This window comes from Streptomyces sp. NPDC058685, from assembly GCF_042714725.1.
Classification (GTDB): domain Bacteria; phylum Actinomycetota; class Actinomycetes; order Streptomycetales; family Streptomycetaceae; genus Streptomyces.
In genome coordinates, this window is sequence record NZ_JBHXSL010000029.1 from 53597 (window position 1) to 77708 (window position 24112).

General features: G+C 69.3%; 19 protein-coding genes and 1 pseudogene. 11 read left to right on the forward strand and 9 right to left on the reverse strand.

Annotation, left to right across the window (positions count from 1 at the left end; all coding sequences use genetic code 11):
- Window positions 1-104: 104 nt before the first annotated feature.
- Both ACFWU3_RS22650 and ACFWU3_RS22655 read right to left on the reverse strand, forming a co-directional pair.
- Window positions 105-395: pseudogene (locus ACFWU3_RS22650) on the reverse strand (WhiB family transcriptional regulator); the annotation flags it as partial.
- A gap of 450 nt (window positions 396-845) precedes the next feature.
- Window positions 846-1256, reverse strand: a complete 411-nt coding sequence (locus ACFWU3_RS22655; protein WP_384440406.1) for a RidA family protein — start codon at window positions 1254-1256, stop codon at window positions 846-848.
- Between the two features lie 413 nt (window positions 1257-1669).
- Here ACFWU3_RS22655 and ACFWU3_RS22660 point away from each other — a divergent pair, with 413 nt between their 5' ends.
- The 6 genes from ACFWU3_RS22660 (at window position 1670) to ACFWU3_RS22685 (ending at window position 10457) form a co-directional block, all read left to right on the forward strand.
- Window positions 1670-2869, forward strand: coding sequence for an isochorismate synthase (locus ACFWU3_RS22660; RefSeq protein ID WP_384440409.1), 1200 nt, complete (start codon window positions 1670-1672; stop codon window positions 2867-2869).
- On the forward strand, window positions 2866-4494 hold the full coding sequence (locus ACFWU3_RS22665; RefSeq protein ID WP_384440412.1) for a (2,3-dihydroxybenzoyl)adenylate synthase: 1629 nt from the start codon (window positions 2866-2868) through the stop codon (window positions 4492-4494). Before ACFWU3_RS22660 ends, ACFWU3_RS22665 begins: the two co-directional genes overlap by 4 nt.
- Before the next feature lie 13 nt (window positions 4495-4507).
- Window positions 4508-5143 (forward strand): isochorismatase family protein, encoded by a 636-nt coding sequence (locus tag ACFWU3_RS22670; RefSeq protein WP_384440415.1) that lies wholly within the window; start codon window positions 4508-4510, stop codon window positions 5141-5143.
- A 3-nt stretch (window positions 5144-5146) separates the two neighbouring features.
- The gene (locus ACFWU3_RS22675; protein WP_384440418.1) at window positions 5147-5377 is read left to right on the forward strand and encodes a phosphopantetheine-binding protein; all 231 of its coding nucleotides are present in this window, start codon (window positions 5147-5149) and stop codon (window positions 5375-5377) included.
- The gene (locus ACFWU3_RS22680; protein ID WP_384440421.1) at window positions 5374-9324 is read left to right on the forward strand and encodes an amino acid adenylation domain-containing protein; all 3951 of its coding nucleotides are present in this window, start codon (window positions 5374-5376) and stop codon (window positions 9322-9324) included. The genes ACFWU3_RS22675 and ACFWU3_RS22680 overlap by 4 nt, the downstream gene beginning before the upstream one ends.
- Before the next feature lie 62 nt (window positions 9325-9386).
- Entirely contained in the window at window positions 9387-10457 is a 1071-nt protein-coding gene (locus tag ACFWU3_RS22685; protein WP_384440424.1) for a YncE family protein, read from the forward strand.
- 216 nt (window positions 10458-10673) lie between these two features.
- On the opposite strand, the gene ACFWU3_RS22690 is transcribed toward ACFWU3_RS22685, so the two are convergent.
- A complete protein-coding gene (locus tag ACFWU3_RS22690) occupies window positions 10674-11363 on the reverse strand; it encodes a hypothetical protein (RefSeq protein ID WP_384440427.1) in 690 nt (229 codons plus the stop codon).
- A gap of 452 nt (window positions 11364-11815) precedes the next feature.
- Between ACFWU3_RS22690 and ACFWU3_RS22695 the strand changes: the two genes are divergently transcribed.
- Window positions 11816-15502: a WD40 repeat domain-containing serine/threonine protein kinase gene (locus ACFWU3_RS22695; protein WP_384440430.1), complete on the forward strand. Its 3687-nt coding sequence runs from the start codon at window positions 11816-11818 to the stop codon at window positions 15500-15502.
- Between the two features lie 18 nt (window positions 15503-15520).
- Here ACFWU3_RS22695 and ACFWU3_RS22700 read toward each other — a convergent pair whose 3' ends face one another.
- Complete coding sequence (locus tag ACFWU3_RS22700) at window positions 15521-16192, reverse strand: hypothetical protein (protein WP_384440433.1); 672 nt, start codon at window positions 16190-16192, stop codon at window positions 15521-15523.
- A gap of 936 nt (window positions 16193-17128) precedes the next feature.
- Between ACFWU3_RS22700 and ACFWU3_RS22705 the strand changes: the two genes are divergently transcribed.
- A complete protein-coding gene (locus tag ACFWU3_RS22705; protein WP_384440436.1) occupies window positions 17129-17410 on the forward strand; it encodes a hypothetical protein in 282 nt (93 codons plus the stop codon).
- 376 nt (window positions 17411-17786) lie between these two features.
- Here ACFWU3_RS22705 and ACFWU3_RS22710 read toward each other — a convergent pair whose 3' ends face one another.
- Entirely contained in the window at window positions 17787-18653 is an 867-nt protein-coding gene (locus ACFWU3_RS22710) for a hypothetical protein (RefSeq protein ID WP_384440439.1), read from the reverse strand.
- Window positions 18654-18753: 100 nt separating this feature from the next.
- Between ACFWU3_RS22710 and ACFWU3_RS22715 the strand changes: the two genes are divergently transcribed.
- Together ACFWU3_RS22715 and ACFWU3_RS22720 are read left to right on the forward strand one after the other, a co-directional pair.
- Window positions 18754-19323, forward strand: coding sequence for a TetR/AcrR family transcriptional regulator (locus ACFWU3_RS22715; RefSeq protein ID WP_384440442.1), 570 nt, complete (start codon window positions 18754-18756; stop codon window positions 19321-19323).
- Window positions 19324-19533: 210 nt separating this feature from the next.
- Window positions 19534-20187 (forward strand): proteophosphoglycan 5, encoded by a 654-nt coding sequence (locus ACFWU3_RS22720; RefSeq protein WP_384440446.1) that lies wholly within the window; start codon window positions 19534-19536, stop codon window positions 20185-20187.
- Between the two features lie 109 nt (window positions 20188-20296).
- On the opposite strand, the gene ACFWU3_RS22725 is transcribed toward ACFWU3_RS22720, so the two are convergent.
- On the reverse strand, window positions 20297-20941 hold the full coding sequence (locus tag ACFWU3_RS22725; protein ID WP_384440449.1) for a LysE family translocator: 645 nt from the start codon (window positions 20939-20941) through the stop codon (window positions 20297-20299).
- Between the two features lie 153 nt (window positions 20942-21094).
- Window positions 21095-21544: a hypothetical protein gene (locus tag ACFWU3_RS22730; protein ID WP_384440452.1), complete on the reverse strand. Its 450-nt coding sequence runs from the start codon at window positions 21542-21544 to the stop codon at window positions 21095-21097.
- Between ACFWU3_RS22730 and ACFWU3_RS22735 the strand changes: the two genes are divergently transcribed.
- On the forward strand, window positions 21543-21731 hold the full coding sequence (locus ACFWU3_RS22735; RefSeq protein WP_384440455.1) for a hypothetical protein: 189 nt from the start codon (window positions 21543-21545) through the stop codon (window positions 21729-21731). The two genes, ACFWU3_RS22730 and ACFWU3_RS22735, sit on opposite strands and share 2 nt — an antisense overlap.
- Window positions 21732-21956: 225 nt before the next feature.
- On the opposite strand, the gene ACFWU3_RS22740 is transcribed toward ACFWU3_RS22735, so the two are convergent.
- A complete protein-coding gene (locus ACFWU3_RS22740; RefSeq protein ID WP_384440458.1) occupies window positions 21957-22733 on the reverse strand; it encodes a crotonase/enoyl-CoA hydratase family protein in 777 nt (258 codons plus the stop codon).
- 46 nt (window positions 22734-22779) lie between these two features.
- Window positions 22780-23985, reverse strand: coding sequence for a cytochrome P450 (locus ACFWU3_RS22745; RefSeq protein WP_384440461.1), 1206 nt, complete (start codon window positions 23983-23985; stop codon window positions 22780-22782).
- Window positions 23986-24112 lie beyond the last annotated feature (127 nt).

The following is a 24112-nucleotide window of genomic DNA, read 5'->3' on the forward strand; positions in this document are numbered from 1 at the left end:
GCCGGCAGCGCCGTCAGAGCCGCCGCGGCCCATTGCGCTTCACGTCCGACCTATGCCGAATGGGTACCGGCACGCGGTGGCTCGTGGCCTGCCGACGGGGACCGTTCGATGATGGGGCGCCAAGAGGTGACCTGGGGGCGGCGGCGCAGCAGAGCGCGTCGTTCGCGTTCGGTCATGCCGCCCCACACTCCGAACTCCACCCGGCTGTCGAGGGCTTCGGTCAGGCAGTCGACGCGCACCACGCAGGTCGTGCAGACAGTCTTGGCCCGCTTCTGTGTCGCGGAGTCGGCGAACAGGCCTTCCGCGTGGGATTCCCGGCACGCGGCCTGCTCGCTCCAGTACGCCCGCTCCGTCACTGTCGGTCCCCTCCCTCGCGCCCGTTCCCCTGCAGTGAGCCTAGTGGGTTGAAAACGAGCAGGTCACGGCCTCAGTTCCCGCATCCGCGAATCGCTCCCCTCGGGCACCGGAACGGCGCGCCCTCCGGGCGGGCCCGTGGCGCGGTCCGCAGGGGATCCGTACGGGCCCAGTCTCCTGCGCGCGGCCCGGCGTTCACGATCGTGTGGCCATGGATGCCCTCTCACTGGCTGTCGCCCAAAACGTCACGGATGTGAGGGAGTTGGTCCCCGGCCTCCAACTACAACGACTCATCGCCCGGCACCGTCGGACCCCGCATACAACTCGTCCCGACAGCGTGACGATTCCGCGAACGCTTCCCCCACCGCGGCATCGCCCTCATGGCCTTCATCGTGGTCATGTGCAGCTTGGCCCGAGCACGTGATCAGACGAGAGCCCCCACGTCCGGCAACTGCCCAGCTGGGCTACCCAGTTCGCGACGCCGTTCGACGTCAGTCAGGCAGCGCCACGGTGAGATCCACCTCGACGAGCTGTCCGGGAAAGCCCAGCTGGGCAACGCCCAAGAGCGTGCTGGCGGTGGTGAACGCAGGCCCCAGGGCAGACTCGGTGAGCCGACGCCATGCGGCTCCGAGACGGTCCCTCTCGTCGCTCCGCACGTAGATCACTGACCGCACCACGTGTTGCGGCTCGGCACTCGCCGCGGCCAGAGCAGTGAGCGCGTTCGCGACCACCTGGTCGACCTGCGTCTCGAGGGAACCGGCACCGACGAGGTCACCGTTCCGATCAAGCGGGCACTGTCCCGCCAGGTAGGCCGTACGCCCTGCCTCCACCACCGTGATGTGGTGGTAGCCGGGCGTCTCATGCAGCTGCTCGGGGTTGATGCGGGTGATCTTCTCAGTCATGCCCGCGAGTCTGCCTGGCGTGGTGTCGGCACGCACCGCCATTTCCCCACCGGCAAGCACTCCGCAGCCCCTTGAGGTTGAAGAACAGGCTCAGCGGATGCACCAAGGCTGGTGCAACGCCCTGTGACTCTCGCGGGTTGACTGCTTTGCACTCCCTTGACCTGCGTTTTTCAGGTGAGAACGTCCCACGTCAGGGCCTGTCAACGAGCGGGCCACACCTACCTGGTCACCACTAACGTGCACAGTCGGGCGCCGCTCGATCACGCCCACAGAAGGCCGATTCGGCCGGGCGGAGAGCAGAGCAGCCAACCAAACAATAGGTGAGCCTTACCTCATCTTCAAGAGTCGGCACCGCCGAATCGCACATGACCCCATCACCCCCATCGGGGCCGGAGAAATTGGGAGTACTCAAGGTGACCACGGTCCACGACCCGCTCCTCACAGAGGAGTCCGGAGCCGATGTCGTCGGTACGGCGACGGCCCTGCTCGATGCCTACCGCCCCGACACGGACCGCCTTTTCGCCTCACCAACCCGAACGCTGCTCGCCCGCGGAGACGGTCTCGCGGTACCGCACGACGCGCGGCCGCTCACCGAGCGGGTCGACGAAGTCCTCGCGCAAGCCCGCACCGCCGGCCGGCCCGACCCCCTGGTGATGGGAGCGATCCCCTTCGCCCCCTCCGCGCCGGCCGCCCTCACCGTCCCGGACCAGGTGCGCCGCGGCCCCGCCCTCGGCAGGGACCCGCTGATCGCGTTACCTGCTCCCGCGCCGGAGGACATCAGCTGGGACATCAGGCCCGTGCCGGGCCCGGACGCGTACACCACGGCAGTCACCACGGCCGTAGGCCGCATGACGGCGGGCGAGTTCCGCAAGGTCGTCCTCGCCCGGGCATTGGACCTGCACGGCGACCGCGCCCCCGATGTGCCGGGCATGCTCCAGCGGCTCGCCCGGCGCGACCCTCGCGGCTACACCTTCGCCGTCCCGACGGGCACAGGCCGCACCCTCCTGGGGGCCAGCCCCGAACTGCTCATATCCCGGCAGGGCCGCAGCCTTCGCGCCAATCCGCTGGCCGGATCGGCACCCCGGAGCAGCGACCTCGCCGAAGACGTACGCAGAGCCGCCGCGCTGCTCGAGTCGCCCAAGGACCTGCTCGAACACGCCGTCGTCGTCAGCGCCATCGGCGAGGCACTCGCCCCCTACTGCGCGGATCTCATCGTCCCCGAGCGGCCGACGCTGGTGAAAACAGCCGCCATGTGGCACCTGTCGACGACCATCACCGGCAGGCTCGATCCAGTACCGGCGTCGGCACTCGAACTCGCCTGCGCGCTGCACCCCACACCCGCCGTCTGCGGCGACCCGACCGACGTGGCGCGCTCCGTCATCGGCGAACTCGAGACCTTCGACCGCGGCCTGTACTCGGGCGTCGTCGGCTGGGGCGATGCCGCGGGAGACGGCGAATGGGTGGTGACCATCCGCTGTGCGGAAGTCGGCCCCGACAGCCTGCGCCTGTTCGCCGGTGCGGGTGTCGTGGCCTCGTCCGACCCGGCGGCCGAAACCGCCGAGACGACCGCCAAGTTCCGCACCTTCCTCGAAGCGGTCGGGGCTCGCCTGTGACCCTCGACGCGCCGACCTGGCCGGCCGCATACGCCGAGCGCTACCGCGCCGCAGGCTACTGGCAGGGCGAGACCTTCGGGCAGATGCTGGCGGCCAGGGCGCAGGAGTTCCCCGACCGTGTCGCCGTCGTCGACCCCGCCGGCGAGGGACGCCGGTGGACGTACGGCGAACTCGACCGCCGCGCCGACCGGCTCGCCGCCGGATTCCTCGCCGCCGGGATCGGCCCCGGCGACCGGGTGGTGGTGCAGCTCCCGAACATCGCCGAGTTCTTCGAGGTCGTCTTCGCCTTGTTCCGGATCGGCGCGCTGCCGGTGTTCGCGCTGCCCGCCCACCGGGAGACGGAGATCCGGTACTTCTGCGAGTTCTCCGAGGCCGTGGCCTATGTGATCGCGGACCGGCACGAAGGCTTCGACCACCGTGAGCTCGCCACGCGTGTCACAGCGCAGAACACCACGCTGCGCCATGTGTTCGTGGTGGGAGACCCGGGCGGACACACCGCGCTCGGATCGGTACCGCGGGAACCGGACGACCGGCTCCACTCCCACCGAGGCCCGCAGGCCTCGGACGTGGCCTTCCTCCAGTTGTCCGGCGGCAGCACCGGCGTCCCGAAACTCATTCCCCGCACCCACGACGACTACCTGTACTCCGTGCGCGCATCCAATGAGATCTGCGCGGTCGACGAGAGCAGCGTCCATCTCGTCGTCCTGCCCGCCGCTCACAACTTCCCGCTCAGCTCCCCCGGTTCGCTGGGCACCCTGTGTGCCGGTGGCCGCGTCGTCCTGTGCCCCGCCCCCGCGCCCGACACCGCCTTCCCGCTCATCGAGAGCGAAGGCGTCACCATCACGGGTCTCGTCCCCCCGCTCGCCCTCCTGTGGACGGAGGCCGCGCCGCACACCAGCCACGACCTCAGCAGTCTCGAGGTCCTGCTGGTGGGAGGCGCCAAGCTGAGCGAGGAGGCGGCCCGGCGCATCGGGCCCGTGCTCGGATGCGCCCTCCAGCAGGTGTTCGGGATGGCGGAAGGTCTCGTCAACTACACACGGCTCGACGACGACGAGGAAACCGTCGTCACCACACAGGGCCGTCCGATATCTCCCGACGACGAGGTCCGCATCGTCGACGAAGAGGACAGGGACGTTCCCCCCGGCGGGACCGGCCATCTCCTCACTCGCGGTCCCTACACCATCCGCGGCTACTGGAGGGCACCCGAACACAACGCCCGCTCCTTCACCCCGGACGGTTTCTACCGCACCGGCGACATCGCCCGGTCGACTCCGAGCGGGCACCTCGTCGTGGAGGGGCGCGCGAAGGACCAGATCAACCGCGGCGGGGAGAAGATCGCGGCGGAAGAGGTCGAGAACGTCATCCTCGGACATCCCGCCGTCCACGACGTGTCCGTCGTCTCCGTCCCCGACGACTACCTCGGCGAGCGTTCCTGCGCCTACGTCATCCTGCGGCCGGACGCCGAACTCCGCCCCGCGGCTGTCCGACGGTACGTCAGAGAGCGCGGACTGGCGGCCTACAAGGTCCCCGACCGGGTGGAGTTCGTCGAGGCATTCCCCTCAACGGGGATCGGCAAGGTCAGCAAGAAGGACCTCCGCACGACTGCGGCCCGCCCCCGTCACTGAAAGGCACTGTTTCATGGCGCTGCCCGCCATCGCCCCGTACCCGATGCCCGACGCCACCGACCTGCCCGAGAACCGGGCCGACTGGACCGTCGACCCGGGCCGGGCGGTTCTCCTCGTCCACGACCTGCAGAACCACTTCCTGTCGGCCTTCGGGAGCCACACCTCGCCGATGCCTGAACTCCTGGCCAATACGGGCCGGTTGACGCAACACGCCAGGAACCACGGCATACCCGTCGTCTACTCCGCCCAGCCCGGCGGCCAGAGCCCCCAGGAGCGTGGGCTCCAGCAGGACTTCTGGGGCCCCGGACTGCCCGACGACCCACACGCCTCGGCCATCGCGGACGCAGTGGCTCCGCAAGCCGGCGACACCGTCATCACCAAATGGAAGTACAGCGCCTTCGTGCGCTCCGACCTCGCCGCGCTCCTCGAACGCCACGGCCGCGACCAACTGGTGATCACCGGCGTGTACGCCCACATCGGTGTGATCGCGACGGCATGCGACGCCTGGATGCGTGATGTCGAGGCGTTCGTCGTCGCCGACGCCGTCGCCGACTTCGGCGAACGAGAGCACCGCTCCGCACTGCACTGGGCCGCCGGCCGGTGCGCCGTCGTCACCACGACCGACGCGATCCTCACCCAGGGGGAGTGAACCATGGCGCTCACCGTGCAGAAAATGCGTCAGGACGTCGCGGACGTCCTCGGCGAGGACCCGGCCTGCATCGCCGACGACGAAAACCTCGGCGATGCCGGCCTCGACTCGGTTCGCCTGATGAGTCTGGTCGAGCGGTGGCGGCGGGAACACGCCGCCGAGATCTCGTTCGTGGATCTCGCCGAACGCCCGGCCATCGAAGCGTGGGCCGCCCTCCTGGGAGCTCACGAGTGACGGCCGCACGCACCGCCGAACCCGCCCCCGGGTATCCGGCACCGGACGCCACGGCCGGGCTCCCGCTCACGGCCGCGCAACAGGGCATGTGGTTCGCCCAGGCGATCGACCCCCACAGCCCGGCACTCAACACGGCCGAGTACGTCGTCCTCGACGGGGATCTGCGACCCGAACTCCTGGTGCAGGCACTGCGGCAGACCGCGGCCGAGGCGGAGACCCTCAGCGTGCGGATCGTGGAAACCCCCGACGGGCCACGGCAGTTCCCCATCGATCCGGCCGCATCCGGTACCGGATTCCCCCTGCACTCGGCCGATCTGCGCGCGGAAGCCGACGCGCTGGCGGCGGCCCGCGCCTGGATGGACCATGACGTTGCCCGGCCCTTCGACCTTGCCGCGGGCCCACCGTTCCGCCACGGCCTGCTCAGGGTCGGGGACCGGCAGTGGCTCTGGTACCAGTGTGTGCACCACATGGTGCTGGACGGCTTCGGCTACATACTGCTCGCCCGCCGCGTTGCGGAGGTGTACGCGGCACTGGCTGCCGGGGCGAAGCCGGCGGAGCGCACCTTCGGCCGGCTCACCGAACTGATCGAGGACGATGCCGCCTACCGCGCCTCCGACCGTTTCACCGCCGACAGAAAGCACTGGACCGAAACACTCGCGGACCGCCCGCAGGCGCCAGTGCTTGCCGGACGCAGCATGCTCGCCTCCCCCACATTCCTGCGGCGCGGCACGACGGTGCCCTCGACCCTCACCACCCGACTGCGCGCGCTCGCCGAGGACTTGCGGGCGACCTGGCCCGAAGTACTGATCGCGGTCAAAGCCCTGTACGTCTCCCGGGTCACCGGCACGCCGGATGTGGTGCTGGGGATGCCGATGATGGGGCGCCTCGGCTCGGTCGCCCTGCGGATCCCCGGCATGGTGATGAATGTGCTGCCGCTGCGGCTGACCGTCACCCCGGACACCACCCTGGCCGGGCTGACCCGCCAGGCCGTGCTCGCCGTCCGCAGCGCGCGCCGCCACCAGCGCTACCGCATCGAGGACATCAGACGTGACCACGGCCTGCTCGGCGAGGGACGCGCGCCGGTCGGCCCGCTGATCAACATCATGCCCTTCGACCATCCGCTGTCCTTCGGGAACGTCAGCGCCACCTCGTACAACCTCTCCGCCGGCCCGGTCGACGACCTCACACTGAACATCTACGACCGCGGCGACGGGCAGGGCCTGCGGATCGACCACGACGCCAACCCCGCCCTCTACACGACCGACGCCCTGGCATCGCACCAGGAACGCTTCCTGGACCTCCTGGCCCGTGCCCTCGAAACCGACCCGGCGGCGCCCCTCGCGGCGCTGGGTATCGCGACAGCCGGGGAACGCCGGCGGGTGCTCGTCGACTTCAACGACACCGAGCGCCTCCTGCCCACCACGACCCTTGCCGCACCGATCGAGGAGCAGGCGCGCCGTACCCCGACGGCACCGGCTCTCATCTTCGCCGAACGGACCGTGACGTACGCCCAACTCGACGCGCAGGCGGGCCGACTCGCCTCCCGGCTGGTCTCCAGGGGAGTCCGGCCCGGGGCACTGGTGGCGGTCGCCCTGCCGCGCTCCGCCGAACTCGTCGTCGCCCTCCTCGCGGTCCTCAAGGCCGGAGGTGCCTACCTGCCACTCGACCCGGGTCATCCCCCGGGGCGGATCGGCGCCATGCTCGAGGACGCGGCCCCCGTCTGCCTCCTCACCGATGCGGCGACCCTCCCGCGCCTGCCCCGCACCCATGCCGCGACCCTCGTCGTCGACCACACGGACGCCCCGGCGCCGCCGCCGTCGGACACACCCCCTGGGCTGACACCGCGACATCCCGCCTACGTCATCTACACCTCGGGATCGACCGGCCGCCCCAAGGGAGTGGTGGTCTCCCACGCGGCGATCGACAACCGGCTGCGCTGGATGCAGCACACCTACCCGCTCTCCCCCGGCGACCGCGTGCTGCAGAAGACACCGTCCGGTTTCGACGTCTCCGTCTGGGAGTTCTTCTGGGCGCTGCGCGAGGGCGCCACGCTCGTCGTGGCGGCACCCGACGGACACAAGGACCCGCTGTACCTGGCCCGAACGGTCCGGGAACTGGACGTCACCGTCTGCCACTTCGTACCGTCCATGCTCCAGCTCTTCCTCGCCGAACCGGAAACCGCACGCTGCACGACACTGCGGGACGTCTTCGCCAGCGGCGAAGCCCTCCCCCGGGACGTGGTGCGCGCATTCCACCGCACGCTGCCCACAGCGCGGCTGCACAACCTGTACGGACCGACCGAAGCCGCGGTGGACGTCACCCACCACACCTGCGAACCCGGGCGCAGCGGACCCGTGCCCATCGGCCGGCCCGTATGGAACACCCGGCTCTACGTCCTGGACACCGCGGGACAGCCCTGCCCGCCCGGCGTCACCGGAGAGCTCCACCTCGCCGGCGCACAGCTCGCCGACGGGTACCTCAACCGCCCCGAACTGACGCAGGAGCGCTTCGTCGACGACCCCTACGGACCCGTCGGCTCCCGCATGTACCGCACGGGCGACCTGGCCCAATGGAGCGCCGACGGCGAGATTCTCTACCTCGGACGCACCGACCATCAGGTCAAGCTGCGCGGGCAGCGCCTCGAACCCGGCGAGATCGAGGCGCACCTGGCGGCGGTGGGCGGCGTGACGGGCACTTGCGTCATCGTCCGCGAGGACCGGCCCGGTGATCAGCGTCTTGTCGCCTACGTCACCGGGAGGACGGCGCCCGACCAGGAGAGCGTTCGGGCACATCTGGGCACCGTCCTCCCCGACTACATGGTTCCCTCGGCAGTCGTCCGGCTCGACGCCTTCCCCCTCACCCCGAACGGCAAGCTCGACCGCAAGGCGCTGCCCGCCCCGGTCGCCGACAGCACCGTGGGCCGTGCTCCCCGCAATCCGACCGAGGAGACACTGACGCGGCTCTTCGCCGAAGTCCTCGGAGTCGAACGGGTCGGTGTGGACGGCGCGTTCTTCGACCTCGGAGGCACCTCGCTGCTCGCCGCACGCCTCATGTCCCGCATCCGCGACACCCTCGGTCACCGGGCGCCGATCGGCACTCTCTTCCGTGCTCCGACACCGGCTGCGCTGGCCGAACGACTCACCGGCAACGACGGCACCGACACGGCGCTGGAGGTCCTGCTTCCCTTGCGGGCGAGCGGGGAGCGTGTCCCTCTGTTCGTGTTCCACCCCGCGGGTGGGCTCAGCTGGTGCTATTCGGGACTGCTGCCGCGCCTCGGCACCGGGCAGCCCGTGCACGGACTGCAGGCCCGCGGACTGAAGCACGACGAACCACTGCCCGCGACGATGGACGAGATGGCGACCGACTACGCGGCGCAGATCCGCGGTGTCCAGCCGCGCGGGCCCTACCGGCTGCTCGGCTGGTCCGTCGGAGGAGTCGTGGCCCACGCCGTCGCCGTGAACCTGCAACAGGCAGGTGAGCCTGTCGACCTCCTCGCACTCATGGACGCCTACCCCTCCGACCAGTGGCGCGACCTCGCCGGCCCCACCGAGGCCGACGCACTCAACGCCCTGCTGCGCATGGCCGGTTACGAAGGCGGCGCAGGGACCCTGACCCGGGACGGAGTCCTGGCCACCCTCCGCAACGAGGGCAGCGCCCTGGCGGCGCTCCCCGATCGGGTCCTCACCGCAGTCCTCGGCGTCGTCACCAACAACGCCCGCCTCATGCGCACCCATCGACACCAGATCTTCGACGGGGACCTGCTGTTCTTCAGAGCGGCCGCACCCAGAACCGAGGACTGGCTCACCCCCCTCGCCTGGCTTCCCTATCTGACCGGGCAGCTGGACGAGCACCCCCTGGACTGCCTGCACCCCGAGATGACGCAGCCGCGGCAGCTCGACAGGGTCGCGGCCGTCCTGACGTCCCGGCTGGACGCACTGGGGGCCTGACACGCCGGACGTACCGGCAGAACCGCACTCCCCACCCGCAACCCCTACAGGAGGCACCAGCAATGTCCCCCCGACGATCCCTCGTACCGCGACGAGTCCTGCTCGCCGCGGTCGTCTCCGCGACCTGCGCGCTCGGCCCGTTCACCACGGCAACTGCCGCACCGCTGGCCTCTGTCCACACTCGCCCGGCGCATCGCACGGTGGACTCCGCAGAACTCGCGCAGGGGCTCTACCAGTCCGCCTACTCGGCCCGGAACAACACTCTGTGGGTCACCAGTTCGGTGGGGTTCCCGCCCGTGACCCAGTCACAGCTCCTCAAGGTGGATCCCAGGAGCCTGAGGGTGACCGCGGCCTTCACACCTCCCGTCACCGACGCTGCCACCGGTGCGCGCGAGGCCGTCTACGGAGTGGCGGTGGACGACGAGCACAACACCGTGTGGACCACCAACACGGTGGACAACTCCCTCGCCGTCTACAGCCAGCGCACCGGACGTCACCTCGCCACGGTGCCAGGGGTGAAGCATCCGCGGGACGTCGTCGTCGACGCCCGTCGCAACCTGGTCTGGACGGCCGGGCTGGAGGACGGCAGCCTCGTCGCCTTCGACACCCGCACCTACCAGGAGAAGAAGCGCATCACCGTCCCCGGTGCGGCACCGGCCGGCCTGGCCGTCGACACCCGAACCGGCACCGTTCTCGCCGCCGACCTGACGAACAGCCGCCTGATCGTCCTTCGGCCCACGTCGGGGACGCCCACGTTCATCACCGTCGGCCAGGGCGCCATCGATGTGGCCCTGTCCACCGACGGCACCACCGCCTACACCGCCAACCAGGCTGCCGGATCGATGTCCGTGGTCGACCTGCGGGCGGGCGTCGTACGCCAGGAGATCCCGACAGGCGCCGGGAGTCTCGCCGTGGCCACCGACGACCGCACCGGGCATGTGTACGTGGCCAACCGGGGATCCGGCACGACCACCGTGGTCGACCCGCGCGAGGGCACCGTTCTCGCGGACCTGCCGACCGGCACGAACACCAACCACGTCGTGTTGCACCGCGGCACCGCCTACGTCGTGGACAAGGCCGCCGCCGGCGCGACCGCTCTGGACAGCGTCCACCGCATCCGCACCACCGGCTGACGAAACGGCCCCACCTGAGGGCAGGCCGCAGCTTGGGGCACATCGCGACGGTGCGAGAGCCGGAAGGACTGAAGTCCGGCGTTGCCCGGGACGCTGAAGCGTTCCGGGCAACGTGCAGGCGGGTCGGCGACAAGGCTGCCGGCAATGCGCCGTACCCGCTCCCCCGGTCCCGCGCCCTTTGCGGGCGGATGCGGGCGGGGCGCGCGTTCACCAGGTTCAGCCGTAAGGGCCGGGCGAGCTGTACAAGGACTCGGGGCTGTCCGGGACGGGGGTGTACTCCAAGGAGCCGTGGCGGCGGTGGCGGCCCGACCGGTTCGCGTCGTACGCCGGTACGTTCGGCATAAGTCGTCCTTCGGCGGCAAGCATCTGCGCCCGCAGAAGCAGGTCCTTGGAGTTCAGACCGAGTTCTTCAGCGACGGTCTGAAGATCAAGGCCGGATTGGCAGCTCCACTGCAGCACGGAGTCCATGCCGGGCGTCCACGTCACCGGCGCATCCATCGTGGCACTCTCCACCGCGGGTGGATGTGCGGGCGATCCTGTTTCCGGGCGTTGATGGGGTACATGGGCGGGCATTGTGTCGTCGAGCGGCTCCCATACGGGATCCGGGACGGGTGACATCAGCGGGGCGGGCGGTTCCACCAGGGCGCTGAGCAACTGGTCGGCGACGGCACGGGCGTCCTCCTTGCCGACCGTGCGGCGTGCGACGCGCACCTCGCGTTCGTTCAGCCCCATCAGGTCGGCTACCGCCCCGTCGCTGCCGACCGTCACGGCGAACGCCGCCAAGGCCCTGGTACGGCTGGCCACCGCCTCGTCCATCACCGCCTGCGCCTCACGCACTCGATCATTCGTGCTGCAGAACGCCTCAGCCAGAAGCGTGTTGCGTTCCCATAGTTCACGTGGCTCCACGAAGGCACCAACGTCTCAGAATTGATCGAGATACCCGATCACGTCCATATCACTCAAAGCGCCTATAAGCAGCCCGAGACGGCAGCTGATCATCACAACCGATCATCTGGTCAGACGGTGTCTCGATCGTGGCCGCGAACCCGTGCGCGGTGCTCGACAGGCTGGGACGCGGATCGGAAAGGGGCGGCGGGTGGGGATGGATCGGTTCCTCAGTTGCCCTCCGCACCGACATCTCCGCCGGCGCAGTCGGGCTTACCATCCGGCGCCGTTCGGTGCGGCCGGTATGCGTGTTCAGCGCACCGCGGGCACCGAGCCGCACTAGGTTCGCGTGACGAGGACGCTCGCACCCACGACCAACTCGCCGAGATGTCTTGGCCGCTGACCCGTCGCAGGAACTCCGGCAGACGGCTACGAGGAATCGACCGAGTCCAAGTCCGGCGCACATCGCCCCGATGCAAGGGAAGGCCGACAGAACGGTGCGCGGTGACAATGCCATCTCCGCAACGGGGGACAGTGTGGGGCGCTATCGCCTTGCGCGCCGAGTCGGAAGCGGAGGGCAGGGCACCGTATACGAGGCTTACGACCCCGACGGGACGCGAGTGGCCGTCAAGATCCTGCATGCCGCACCGGCCGTCGGCTCTGCAGCGATGCGACGTCTCGCAAAGGAGATCGAGGCCGCCCGCAGAGTCTCCTCCACCTGCACGGCCCGGCTGATCGATGCCGCTGTTGACGGCTCCCGCCCCTATGTCGTCAGTGAGTTCATCGATGGTCCGACTCTGCGTGAGGCTGTGCGGGCGCAGGGTCCCTACAGAGCCGACGACCTGAAACGGCTCGCCCTCGGCATAGCGGTCGCCCTCTGCGGCATCCATGACGCGCACGTCGTGCACAGGGATCTGAAACCCGACAACGTCCTGCTCGGGTCCAATGGACCCACGGTGATCGACTTCGGCGTCGCACGGCTGCTCGAACTCACCGCAACGGAGACCGGCGGCCTCCCGGGAACGTTGGCCTACACCGCACCTGAGGTTCTGAACGGGCAGGCGGCCGCGCCCCCTGCCGACGTCTTCGCCTGGGGCGCCACCGTCCTGTTCGCTGCTACGGGGTGCGATCCGTTCGGCGGAGAGCACCTCGAGGAGATCGTCCGGCGTGTACGAAGCGGCAGGCACGACAGGTCGATGGTCGGTGAGCCGTTGCGCGGTCTGGTGGGGGCCGCCTTGAGCACGGAGCCCGACGACAGGCCAGGCATGATGGGCGTGCTCTACGCGCTGACGTCGAGTTCCGGGGACTCCTCAGGCCCTCAAGGCCCTCGAACAGTGGAGAATGCCACACGCAGCGCCCGCCTGCTGACCTCGCCGAAGGGCTTGCGTCCGCTGCTGCCCTTGGGCGAGATCGCCGAACATGCCTTCGCCCTCCTCAGCCCTGCTGAACAGGACTGTGCGAAGGAGGTGATGCTTCGCATGATCGTCCCCGGCGACGAACACGATGGCGGCCACGACACGACTCGCGGCATCAGCCTGGAAGAGCTGGTGGACCTCGCCGCCCCAGGTCGCGCGGTCTCGATGCGCAAGGTACTCGCCACCTTCACATCGACAGGCGTCATCACCGGGACTGCCGGAACCATCGCCGTCCGCAGTCCTGCGTTGCTGGTTGCCTGGCCCCGGCTTCGCCAGTGGATTTCCGTGGACCGCGAAGGATTGCGCATCCACCGTCGTCTCGGGCGAGGCGCGCGGGAATGGGAAGCTCACGCCCGCCATGACGATGCGCTGCTGCACGGTACCGAGCTCGCTCGCTGCGTGGAATGGTCACTGACCGCGCCGGCCCATCTGCGTCTCAACTCTGCGGAACGGACGTACTTGGCGACTTCTCGCCGGGTCCGGCGCCGCCGGCGGATGCAACGTCGCCGGTGGGCGGTGGGCGCGGCCGTCCTGGTCATGCTCACTCTGGCCAGCGGCACGGTCGCCTGGAACCTCAATACCCTGAGCGAGGAACGACGCACCCGGCTGGAACAGGAGCGGGTGCAATCGTCGGTTCGACGCGCCGTCTCCCGCGCGGATGCGCTGCGCCGTTCCGATCCGGCAACCGCGATGCTGCTCAACGCAGCGGCGTGGCAGATCGCACCCTTGGAAGAAGCACGGGCCGGCCTTATGGCTGCGGCCACGCAGCCGGAGCGCAATACACGTTCCACACAGGCGCATGGCGACAGCAGCATCTGGTCGCACGACGGGAGCACCATCGCCTATCTGCGACGGGGTTCCGACTCGATCACCGTCGCGGACGCAGCCACCGACCGCGTCACGGCCACGTTCTCCCCGCCGAGCGGATGGCTCGCGACAGCCGACACGACGATCAGCGCGACCGGAACAGTCCTGGCCTATTCCAGTGCGTCCGGGGTCAGGCTCTGGAGGCCACAGGGAAAGTCATTGGCAAAGAGAACCTACGGAACGAGTCGGGGCATCCCGCTCGCCGTGAGCGATGACGGCCGACGCCTGGTTCTCCGAGAGGGAGATGCTCTGCACCTCTGGGACACAGTGACCGGGCTCAGGACTGCCCGCATCCCCTACGCGAACGTGGAGCCGTCGATCGCTCTCAGCCGCGATGGCAGAAGGCTCTCGGTCTGCCTGGCCCGAGAGGCGGTGCAGTTGTGGAACGCCGAGTCCGGGCGGCCCGTGGGCCGACCTCTGCTGCAAGGCACCCTGGTTGACGCCTGTGACATGCAGTTCAGCCCCGACAGCCAACTCCTGGGCACGGCCGCCGATGTGGCCCGCGACGAAGCGGGCATCGCCCACGGCACCGGCCGGATCCGCCTCTTCGACGCCGTGTCAGGCGCGGAGAAGCAGACGCTCGACTATGACGCCGACACCAATCTGCGGGCTCCTCGCCGCGTGTCCTTCAAATTCAGCCCGGACAGCCGGTACCTGGCCATCGCGGAACTGCGGACGCTCATCGTCCATGACATTGCCGACGAGGCCACCGTAGCCCGCTACGAACTCCCGGTCCTCGACAGCGTCCCTGTCCTTCACTACGGCCCGGACGCACGCACCCTCCACTTCGCCCACCGGGGTGTCATGCGCACCATCGCATGGCGGCCGCGAAGCCGACAACACGCGGCCGGCTCACACCAAGGCGCGGTATTCAGCCCGGAAGGCAGGCGTACTGCGTTTCTACGAGAGTCCCGAGGAGCGGGTCAGCACGGCCCCTTCGTCGAGGTTCGGGACACTGCCGACGGCAGCGTCGTCGCAGGCCCCTTCCCCGCGACCGGCACCGCGGCGCACAAGCTGTCGCTGAGCCGTGAGGGCGGGCGGTTGGTAGTAGCCAGTGGAACCACCGCCACCATCTGGGACACCCACCGGCACCAACGCCTCGCTGAGTTGCGCCCCGTCAAGACGGACCTGCAGAGCGGCGCCTGGCATTCCATCTCCTCCGGTGCCGTCATCAGCCCGGACGGCACCCAAGTGGCCACAAGCGACGCCCATGGGCTGCTGCTGTGGACTGCCGCTAGCGGACGGGTCGACCACACGATTCCGAAGGTGCGCGGGGTGCCGCTCGCCTTCACGCCGAACGGGGGATTCATCGCCACGGACGCCGGCGAAATAGTTGACGTTCACACGGGTACGGTCCACGAACCCTTTGGTCAGAACGCCGCAGTCAAACGGGTCGTGGCCAGTGACGACGGTAGGGTCCTCGCCGCCGCCGAGGGCGGAGGCGACGTCCACCTGTGGGACGTTCAGCGCAGGCGCCAGATCGGTACCATCGAACCGGATCCTGAGATCTTGATCGGATCCCTCGCGCCGGCAACACCCGACGAGATCGCCCTGTCCGCCGACGGCCGCACACTCGCCACCGCGTCGGTCCAGGGCGGTCCCCTGGATCTCTGGGACACCGGCACGTTGCGCAGGATCGGCGACGAGATCCTGCAGAGCACCCGTGTTTCGGGAATCAGCTTCACGTCTCGGACCGGGGACCTGGTCGTCGCGTCCGACACAGGCACTTCTTCCAACGCCCCGCTGCTGGAGAGCTATGCCCTCTCACCGGAAGCCACGATCAAGGAAATCTGCGCCTCCGCAGGCCGCTCGCTGAGCCCCACGGAATGGCGTACGCACATCCCCGATGTCCCCTTTCACAAGGTGTGCCCCGGGTAGGCGGAGGCTCCGCAATCGTCACAGGCGCCGTCGGAGCCCAGCGCCCGACACGGACAACAGCTCGATCAGCGACGATCGGAAACGCTCCCGTGCGGACTGCGCCTCCCGCACCGCCTCACGCACCTCGGGCGGGATCGGGTCCACCACCACGCCCGTACGGGACCTGCCGACCACAACGGAGCGCAGCAACAGAGTCGCGCGGGCCATCGCCTCGAACAAGGGCTGCGTCAGCCCGCTGGTGTCATCGGCCGATGCCACCCATAGGCCGTCCACCAGCAAGGATGCCGCAGCCTCGTCCGCCTCCCGTCGCAGCTTGCCGAACTCCTCGTCGAAAGCCGCCGGTTCCAGCTGCTCCCCCGCCTCCAAACGGTTGAACGAGGCCACAATCGCCTGCATCCAAAAGCCGCCCACCAAGCGCAGGGCCACGATGCGCTCGACGCGCGCCTGAACGACCCGCGCCACCTCCAACTCACGCGCATGCTCGCTCTGCAGACGCTGCAGCTCCAGTGCACTACTGATACGCAGCTCTTCCAACCGAACCTCATGATGGTGCACCCGCTCGTACTGGGTCGCCGTCGAAGCAGCCTGACGCCGCTGCAGCCGAAGCGGGCCGAACCACCCCACCAAGCCGGTCACCACCGAACCCACGAGCGCTCCTGCAAGAACCAGCCACGCGCCGCCTTCTCCCATCCCCGAATCCTCGCAGGGGAAAGCACGTCCACGCCGGGAATCCCTGCGGACGGCCGGGCGTCGGCGAGCAGCCGAAAGGTGGGGCCCGTTGGGGACGAGGCGCCGACAGCGCAACGAGGCTCCGACTCCGGCGCAAGGCACCCGTCCCCGGCCCGGGGCCCTGGTCCTCGGCAACACGGGCCTCGCACACTGGCAGTTCGGATGCATGCGCGGCGGTGCCGCCAGTGCCGACCTTCGCGTCGGTCCTCTTTCTCCTTGAACGCCATCTCTACAATCACGGGGGACCGGGCACGTCCACAAAAGGGGCGAGTTCGATGGCCACACTCGATCTCCAGGTGGGCCTCCGGGAGCGAAAACAGCAACTCGCCACGTCGACCCCTTCGCATGCAACAGTCCACTCTCCGGTGCGCCGCCGTATACAGAGAAGAGAAATGTTTCTGCAATTCGCGCCCTCAATTGCTCCCGCGATACGCCCCAGTACCCCGCCCAACCGTTTCGGGTTTCACGTTCTCGGGAACCCAGAGGATTTCGTTTTCGTACGAATCAGTACTCAGCCGTGTCACACAGCCGCAGACAGGAGCGTCGATAGACGGTCGATGAGTTGAAACCCTCCCGACGTGGAGGTTGACCACTTTCCAGTCAATCAGTACGCGTCCTCCGCACGGATGCACACTCCACCCACCCTTTACGCCCGCCCCGATCGCAACGCTGGTGACGCCACCCTTGCCTCATCCTGCACTGACGCAACTCGGCTACAGCCGCCGGCCAATTGCCACTAAGAAGCATAGTCGACTACATTTCGACGGTGTCGCAGGTAAGGGCGAAATACTTCCGCTTTTCCGCTACGAAGCCAGGTCTCTGCCCCCTACTCTCGTGATGTCCCGGACGGCAAATGCCTTTCCGATGATTCCGGGCACTACAAGAAATGAGGACCTGATGAAGCGCACCCCGAGGGCCCGTCTCGCCGCAGTCGCGGTGGCCGCGCTCGCCGCCGCGGGCGGCACGCTCGCCATCGCCCCCTCCGCCCACGCCGCCCCGAGTGACTGCACCGCTCTGCTCGCGGCTTCCGGCTACTCCAGCACCGACACCAACCTGGCCTGCACCATCGGTGGTTCGGGCCTGCCCGCGGACCAGCTGCTGTGCCGGCTGATCCTGCAGAACGTGTCCTCCGTGCCGCCGGCTCTCGCGCAGACGGCCTGCACCCTCGCCAAGCTGTAACCAGCAACGGCACACACCCTGGGAAGACGCCCGGTATGCGCCTTCCCAGGGCTCTGTCATTCCTGCCCACCCCACCCTCACCCACGCACCACACGGCGACATTGCCTCCGCACACCGGCACGCCGGGACCACGCCCAGCGAATCGTTCGCTCGCGTCGTGCTGTCGCCGCTTCCGGCGTGGCGCCGGCGCCGGCGCGTGACCCGAACAGGGGGAAGCGACGGACGAGTTCGGCGTCGCAGGGCCGCAACACCCGGCGACCCAGCGGGCGTCTGAGTGCACAGGCCGCGCCCGTGAGCCGCCGGCCCCCGAAGTCCACGTCGGGCCTTTCGACGTAGGCGATCCGCCGCGACGCACCAGCCGCAAGGCAGGGGGGTGTCAGACCTTCCCGATACCGAGTGTCGTCGCGCGAGGCAGCATTCCTGAGCCGATGACCTCCAGCCAGAGCGGGCCGAGGAGGTCGGCGAGCCGCGTGGTCCCGTCCGCGCCGAGCGACTGCCAGGGGGAAGCGGCCAGTTCGTCGGTGTGACGCTCGATCTCGGCGCGCAGGGCGCGGCCCGCGTCGGTCGCGGTGCCGTCGGCGTTCAGCAATCCCCGTGCGGAGAGCCGCTCGCGCGCGGCCTCCCACTCAGGCTCGTTCCAACCACGGCCGGCAAAGGCGTCCGCCGGCGCCGCGCCGACCGCGGCGAAGGACACGAGCGCCTCGACGGCATCAAGGCCTGCGGTCAGGAGCGCGGCGAGATGGCCGTCTCCGCGGTGCTCACGAATGATCGTCGCAGCCTGCCACAGCACGAGGTGCGGCGCCTGCGGCCAGGGCAGTTCGGCATTGGCGGCAGCGAGCGGGCGCCCCTCGGTGCGCGCGGCCTCCGCCGCTCGGCGGGCCAGCGCCGCGGCCTCGGCGAGATCGTCACCGCCGGTCCGCTCGCCGAACAGCGCGCGGTACGTCCGGTCGACGCCGCGCATCCGGGCGGCAAGCACCTCGCCCGGTGCGGCGACGTCCCAGGCGGCGGGGATGTGCTCGGCGACCATGCGCGGACTGAAGCTGTAGAACGCCGAGGCAACCTGGCGGGACCCGGGTGCCCCGAGCGGCGCAGCCCGCATGGCGAAGTAGCTCGGCCAGCGCTCACCGGTTTCGAACCCCAGCGACTCGGCCTCCTCGAAGACCTCCGGCGCAAAGTAGAGGACGGCGTGCAGGGGCTCCAGGAGGTGCCACATCTGCCGAACACGTCCGTTGTCATTGGCCATAGCGGTTACTCATCTCCGCGAGACATCAATCTTGTCACCGCCTAGATTGTGTTCCAGGGAGCAGTCTTGTCAATGCCTAGATTGCGCTAGCCTGCTCCTCATGACCCCCGAACGCACCTACCATCACGGAGACCTGCGAAGGGCCGTGCTCACCGCAGCCCTCGACGTCATCGCCTCCGAAGGACCGGCGGCCCTGTCCCTGCGCGACCTGGCCCGCCGCGCAGGCGTCTCTCATGCCGCGCCGGCGCACCATTTCAAGGACCGCGCGGGCCTCCTCACCGCCATCGCCACCGAGGGTTACGAACTCCTGGCCACAGCTCTCGCAGAGGCAGAGGATCTGCGCGATCTGGGCGTCCGCTACGTGCGCTTCGCCGCTGCACACCCAGCGCACTTCCAGATCATGTTCCGCCCAGAACTTCTGCGCCCGGACGATCCAGAGCTTCTCGCCGCGCGCGAGCGGACGCGCAGCCGGCTCCGCACGGCAGTGGAGGGATACGGCGACGATCCGGCCATCAGCTCCATGGCGGCCTGGTCGATGGCCCATGGCTTCGCAACGCTGCTGCTCGCCCACAGCCTTGATGGCCCGCTGGACGGGCGCGACCCCGAAGAGGCCTTCCGGGCGCTGGCAGGCGAGATGTTCCGGCCGGCCGGAAAGCGCGCGAAGGGCTGACTCGACAGGACGGAGCAGGCGCCGGCCTTGCCCACCGGCATCAAGGAAGCCCTCCGCCGCAGCATCCCGACCCCCGGCGGTCCGACGAGCGACTCCCCCAGGCGGTCAGCCCTGGTCTGTCACTTCCGCAGACGCTTTGGCGCCCCGACCCAGGGGAGGGCCGCATGGTCCGCGACCGCGCTGTCAGTCCCGCGTGCCAGGGTGTGCCACATGGCTCTCATCACGCTGGACATACCCACCCCCGCCCAACTCCGTCCGCGCTGGGCCGCCTTCGCCGCGGTGGTCGCAGCACGCGGCTGGGGAGACGGCTGCCGCGCCGACGACGCCCGCTGGCACTACGACGACGGTGGCGGGAACTGGCTCGACCTGCACCACTTCGAGGACGGGCGGGCCCTGCTCGTCGGCCACGATCACGAGTACAGCAACACCTACTACGGACCCGCCGCCGAGTACTTCCAGCAGGCGGAGACAGACCTCCTGGCCGGCGCGCCCGCCTGGTGGGAGCCGCCCGTACGAGCCGTACAGGACGCCGGGCAGTGGGTGGGCTTCGTCTACGGCTTCGAGAACGGACGATGGCAGTCCGCACAGTACGAGCCCGACGACGGCTTCGCCAGCGTGGGCCTGCCCGCACTCAGCGCGGAGATGACGGTGGAATTCGTCACCGAGTACACCAAGGACTCACCGGGCAGGCAGGCACCACCGCCGGCAGAGGCGATCGAAGCGCTCGTCGCAGCGGACTGCCTGATCACGGAAGACCTGCTGACCGCCGTCATCGGACCCCAACCCACCACACCCACGGCATGGAACCCAACAGCGGGAGTGGCCGCAGCACACGCATTCCGCACATGGCCACGCCCTTCGTAGCGCTCGATGGCCACGATCGCCGACTACTCCCCTATCGGCAACTGAGCCTGGGTGCGGCCTCGGAGCAGGCAGTCGTGCCGAGGTGTCCTCGTCGACGGCTGCGTATGGCTCAGGTGGAGACAGGAGAGGGGGAGAGAGCAGTGCGCAGCGCGAAGGCGCCGAGCAGGCCGCCTGCCGTGAACCGCTGGGCGGTCATGGCGCGGGGCCGGGCGGCCAGAAATCCCGACACCCGTGCTGCGCCCAACATGATCACAGCGTTCACGGAGATCCCCACGATGATCTGCACACCACCGAGCTGGAGCAGTTGTCCCCAGGCCGCACCTGCCTGCGGGTCCAGGAACTGGGGCAGGAGTGCGGCATACATGAGGGCGATCTTGGGGTTGAGCAGATTGGTCAGCAACCCCATAGAGAACAGGCGGGCGTCGGAGACCGGAGGCAGGTCCGGAGCCGGGGCGAAGACGGAGCGGCCGCCGGGCTTGAGCATGTCCCAGGCGAGGTAGGCCAGGTAGGCGGCCCCGGCGAGCTTGACCACCGTGAACGCCACCGGCACGGCGGCGAACAACGCGGACAGGCCCGCGGCCGCGGCCACCAGGTAGCACACGAATCCCACCGCGGTGCCGCTGAGGCTGACCAAGCCCGCTCTGCGGCCCTGGGTGATCGCGCGGGAGGCGAGGTGGATCATGTTCGGTCCCGGCGTCAGGGCCATGCCCAGTTCGACCAGGGCCACCCCTCCGACGGCGGTCAGAGTGATCACCGGTCAACCTCCTGATTGTTCATCGAGTCCCTGATGCGGAATGGGGTCGCCGGTCGCGACGGACGGCTGCTGCGCAGCAGCAGCAGCACTTGTCTCGCTCTCCGCAGAATAGGGCCTCGCCGTTCGGTGCCTTCGTGCGCCCCCGACCCCGCCTCACCACCAGCAGTCGATGTCGGCCGATCCGCCACGGACGACCGGATCGGTGCTCGTGCCGCTGATCCTCAGACGGCCGCCGTCCCGTCTCCAGTCCAACTCGTATGTGCCTGCGGCGACGGGCCGGTAGCCGTCGTCGACCGTCCAGGCTGCCGACTTGCCCAGGCCCAGGCCGGTGCGCCCCACCGCGTACGCCTCGCCGTTGCCGATCACGAGAAAGGACGTCTCCCTCACGACGGCCGTGCATCCCCCCGGCCCCGCAGGTCGTAGAACGTGGTACTCCGCGTTCGAGATCAGGTCGTCCGCTGCTCCCCACGCAATGCCCAGCATCGCGGTGACGATCAGCAACCTGGCTGCCACCCGTGCCGATCCGGCTCGCTTCTGCGGGAGGCTCGGAGCATCCGCCGCGTGGTCCACCCGGGTGAGGGCCCACCGCAGAACGAGCGCCATGGCAACGAGAATCGCGCTCACCACCCAGCCGGGCACCACCCGCCCCTGCACGACCAGAAGGAGGCTGCTCCAGCTCGCCACGGCGGCAAGTGCCGGACTCCCGACGCCTGCTGCTGTCGCGACGACGGGCGACAAGGTCACGCTGTACTGGGCACGTGTTTCGATCACAGCGGGTACGACGCTCTGAACACGCCGACCGTTGCCCTGAGAGTCGGAAACACACCGACTCTTTGAGCTTCGACCAGCGTCCATCGGCGCGCGCTGAATCAGGCCTGTTGCCGCGGTGCTGGGTGGATTCCTCGGCAGCCGAGCGGTCGGCTCGGGCCCTCTCACCGTAGTGGTCGGGCCCGACGGTAGCGCGCAGGCTCCCAGAAGGAGCCGAGAAGCTTCGCCAGGACGAGGCTGAGCGCGGTCAGGGTGTCCAGGCCGGAGGGCGCTTCTCGCAGAAGGCCAGGGCGCCTTCGGCGGCCGAGTTCGTGTCGAAGACGGGTGCGGTGTACGGGTCCTGGACAGTGAATGCGGCATGGTCGTCGAGGCCGCGGGTGGCGTCGACGACCTGGCGGGTGATCCGTACCGCGTGGGGGGAGTTGGCGCTGATTCTTCCGGCGAGGGCGATCGCGGCGTCCAGGGCTTTGCCCTCGCCGGTGAGCTGGTTGACGAGACCGTGGCGGGCGGCGTCCGTGGCCGGGAGCGGGGAGGCGGTCAGGAGCATTTCCATGGCCAGGTGGTGAGGGAGGCGGCCGGGGAGACGAATGGCTCCGCCTTCGGAGGCGATGAGGCCGCGGGCCACTTCTGGCAGCGCGAAGAAGGCGGTGTCGGCGGCGGTGACCAGGTCGCAGGCGAGGACGAGTTCGAAGCCGCCGGCGACCGCCGCCCCCTCGACGGCGGCGATGAGCGGCTTCGACCGGCGGGCGCGGGTCAGGCCGGCCAGTCCTCGGTCCGCGACCCTTGGTACTCCTTCGTCGGGGAATGCCTTGAGATCCATGCCGGAGCAGAAGTGGCCGCCCGACCCGGTGAGGACACCGACCTCGAGGTGCGGATCGTCTTCCAGGGCCGCCAGTGCGGCGTCGACGGCGTCGGCCAGCGTCTGGTTGATCGCATTACGGACGCGGGGCCGGTTCAGGGTGATGACCAGGACGCCGTCGTGGCGATCGGTCAGCACCAAGGGGTGCGTGGATTGCGTGCTCATCGTGTCCTTCCGGATCAGGAGGTGGTGCCGTCGGCGAAGTGGGGGGTCAGCGCCGGATCAGTGGGAGGGCTGCGAGTCCGCGCATGACACGGGCCGGGCGCCAGGGCAGTTCGTCCGCCGGCTTGGCCAACTCCACGGCGGCGAGCCGTTCCAGTAGCAGGGGGAAGGCCACAGCGCCTTCCAGACGTGCCAGGGCCGCGCCGATGCAGAAGTGGGGCCCGTACCCAAAGGCGAGGTGATCGTTGGGTGTGCGGCCCAGGTCGAGACGGTCGGGATGCGGGAAGCGCTCCTCGTCGCGGTTGGCGGACCCGATCAGCAGACTCACGATGTCGCCCGTGTCGATGGTCAGGCCGTGCAGGTCGATCGGGGCAGCGGCGCACCGGAATGTCGCGTCCCGGACAGGCGAGTCGTAGCGCAGGAGTTCCTCGACCGCGGTGGTGACAAGACGGGAACCCGCGTCCTGCGCTGCGAGGCGGGCGGCCTCGGCAGGGTGGCGGAGCAGGGCGAGCATCCCGTTGCCGAGCAGGTTCATCGTGGTGTCGTGGCCGACCAGCAGCAGGAGGTAGGCGGTGGAGCGCAGTTCCTCCTCACTGATCGTCCCGCTCTCGTCGCCGGCTCGCACGAGGGCGCCGAGCAGGTCCATGCTGCCGGGCCGCTCGCCGGACCGCTTCTGGGCGATCAGCGTGTCCAGCAGCATGTGGAGATCCCGTTCGGCGCGGGCGGGGTCGGCAGACACCTCGGGGGCGATGGTGGCCATGAGGGTGTCTCTGGTTTCCGGGGTGTCCAGGTGTTCGGGGACGCCGAGGATGGCGCAGATCATGCGGAACGTCAGCGGCGCCGCGAAGTCCGCGATCAGATCGACGTGTGTGTGGTGCTCGACCCGGTCCAGCAGGCGGTGCGCGACCTCATTGATGAAAGGTTCCAGCATGGCGATGCGGCGCGGCACGAACGCGGTATTGACCAGGGTCCGCAGCCGGGTGTGGTCCGGCGGATCGGCGTGGACCAGGTGCCGGTTGAAGCCGGCCGGGCCCGGCACGTATCCCGGAACCCGGTCCGGGTCCTTGCTCAGGCGGGAATCGGTGAGCATCGCGCGTACGTCCTCGTAGCGGGAGACCTGCCACACCACGGGCCGTCCCGGCCGCCGTTCGCCATGCGCAGGCGCATGACGGCGCAGCCACGCAAAGTACGGGTACGGATCCCGCACCCGCGCGGCCACGAGGTCGGCCGGTGGGTGGGCGGCTTCAGCAGACACGGCTTCTCCAGCACAGTGTTGATCAACAGACACCACACCAACGAAGCCCCTCACCAGGAGATACGGCGGCACACAACCCTGCGGGCGCATTCAATCCCGCCGTGAGGAACACACGCGAGCCGAGCGC

What these genes read in the sequence shown, in the direction of transcription:
- ACFWU3_RS22685 (WP_384440424.1), top strand. Translation starts at nt 9,387, where the DNA reads ATGTCCCCCCGACGATCCCTCGTACCGCGACGAGTCCTGCTCGCCGCG.
- ACFWU3_RS22715 (WP_384440442.1), top strand. Translation starts at nt 18,754, where the DNA reads ATGACCCCCGAACGCACCTACCATCACGGAGACCTGCGAAGGGCCGTG.
- ACFWU3_RS22700 (WP_384440433.1), bottom strand. Translation starts at nt 16,192, where the DNA reads ATGGGAGAAGGCGGCGCGTGGCTGGTTCTTGCAGGAGCGCTCGTGGGT.
- ACFWU3_RS22675 (WP_384440418.1), top strand. Translation starts at nt 5,147, where the DNA reads ATGGCGCTCACCGTGCAGAAAATGCGTCAGGACGTCGCGGACGTCCTC.
- ACFWU3_RS22710 (WP_384440439.1), bottom strand. Translation starts at nt 18,653, where the DNA reads ATGGCCAATGACAACGGACGTGTTCGGCAGATGTGGCACCTCCTGGAG.
- ACFWU3_RS22740 (WP_384440458.1), bottom strand. Translation starts at nt 22,733, where the DNA reads ATGAGCACGCAATCCACGCACCCCTTGGTGCTGACCGATCGCCACGAC.
- ACFWU3_RS22705 (WP_384440436.1), top strand. Translation starts at nt 17,129, where the DNA reads ATGAAGCGCACCCCGAGGGCCCGTCTCGCCGCAGTCGCGGTGGCCGCG.
- ACFWU3_RS22655 (WP_384440406.1), bottom strand. Translation starts at nt 1,256, where the DNA reads ATGACTGAGAAGATCACCCGCATCAACCCCGAGCAGCTGCATGAGACG.
- ACFWU3_RS22720 (WP_384440446.1), top strand. Translation starts at nt 19,534, where the DNA reads ATGGCTCTCATCACGCTGGACATACCCACCCCCGCCCAACTCCGTCCG.
- ACFWU3_RS22735 (WP_384440455.1), top strand. Translation starts at nt 21,543, where the DNA reads ATGGCAACGAGAATCGCGCTCACCACCCAGCCGGGCACCACCCGCCCC.
- ACFWU3_RS22670 (WP_384440415.1), top strand. Translation starts at nt 4,508, where the DNA reads ATGGCGCTGCCCGCCATCGCCCCGTACCCGATGCCCGACGCCACCGAC.
- ACFWU3_RS22695 (WP_384440430.1), top strand. Translation starts at nt 11,816, where the DNA reads ATGCAAGGGAAGGCCGACAGAACGGTGCGCGGTGACAATGCCATCTCC.
- ACFWU3_RS22730 (WP_384440452.1), bottom strand. Translation starts at nt 21,544, where the DNA reads ATGGCGCTCGTTCTGCGGTGGGCCCTCACCCGGGTGGACCACGCGGCG.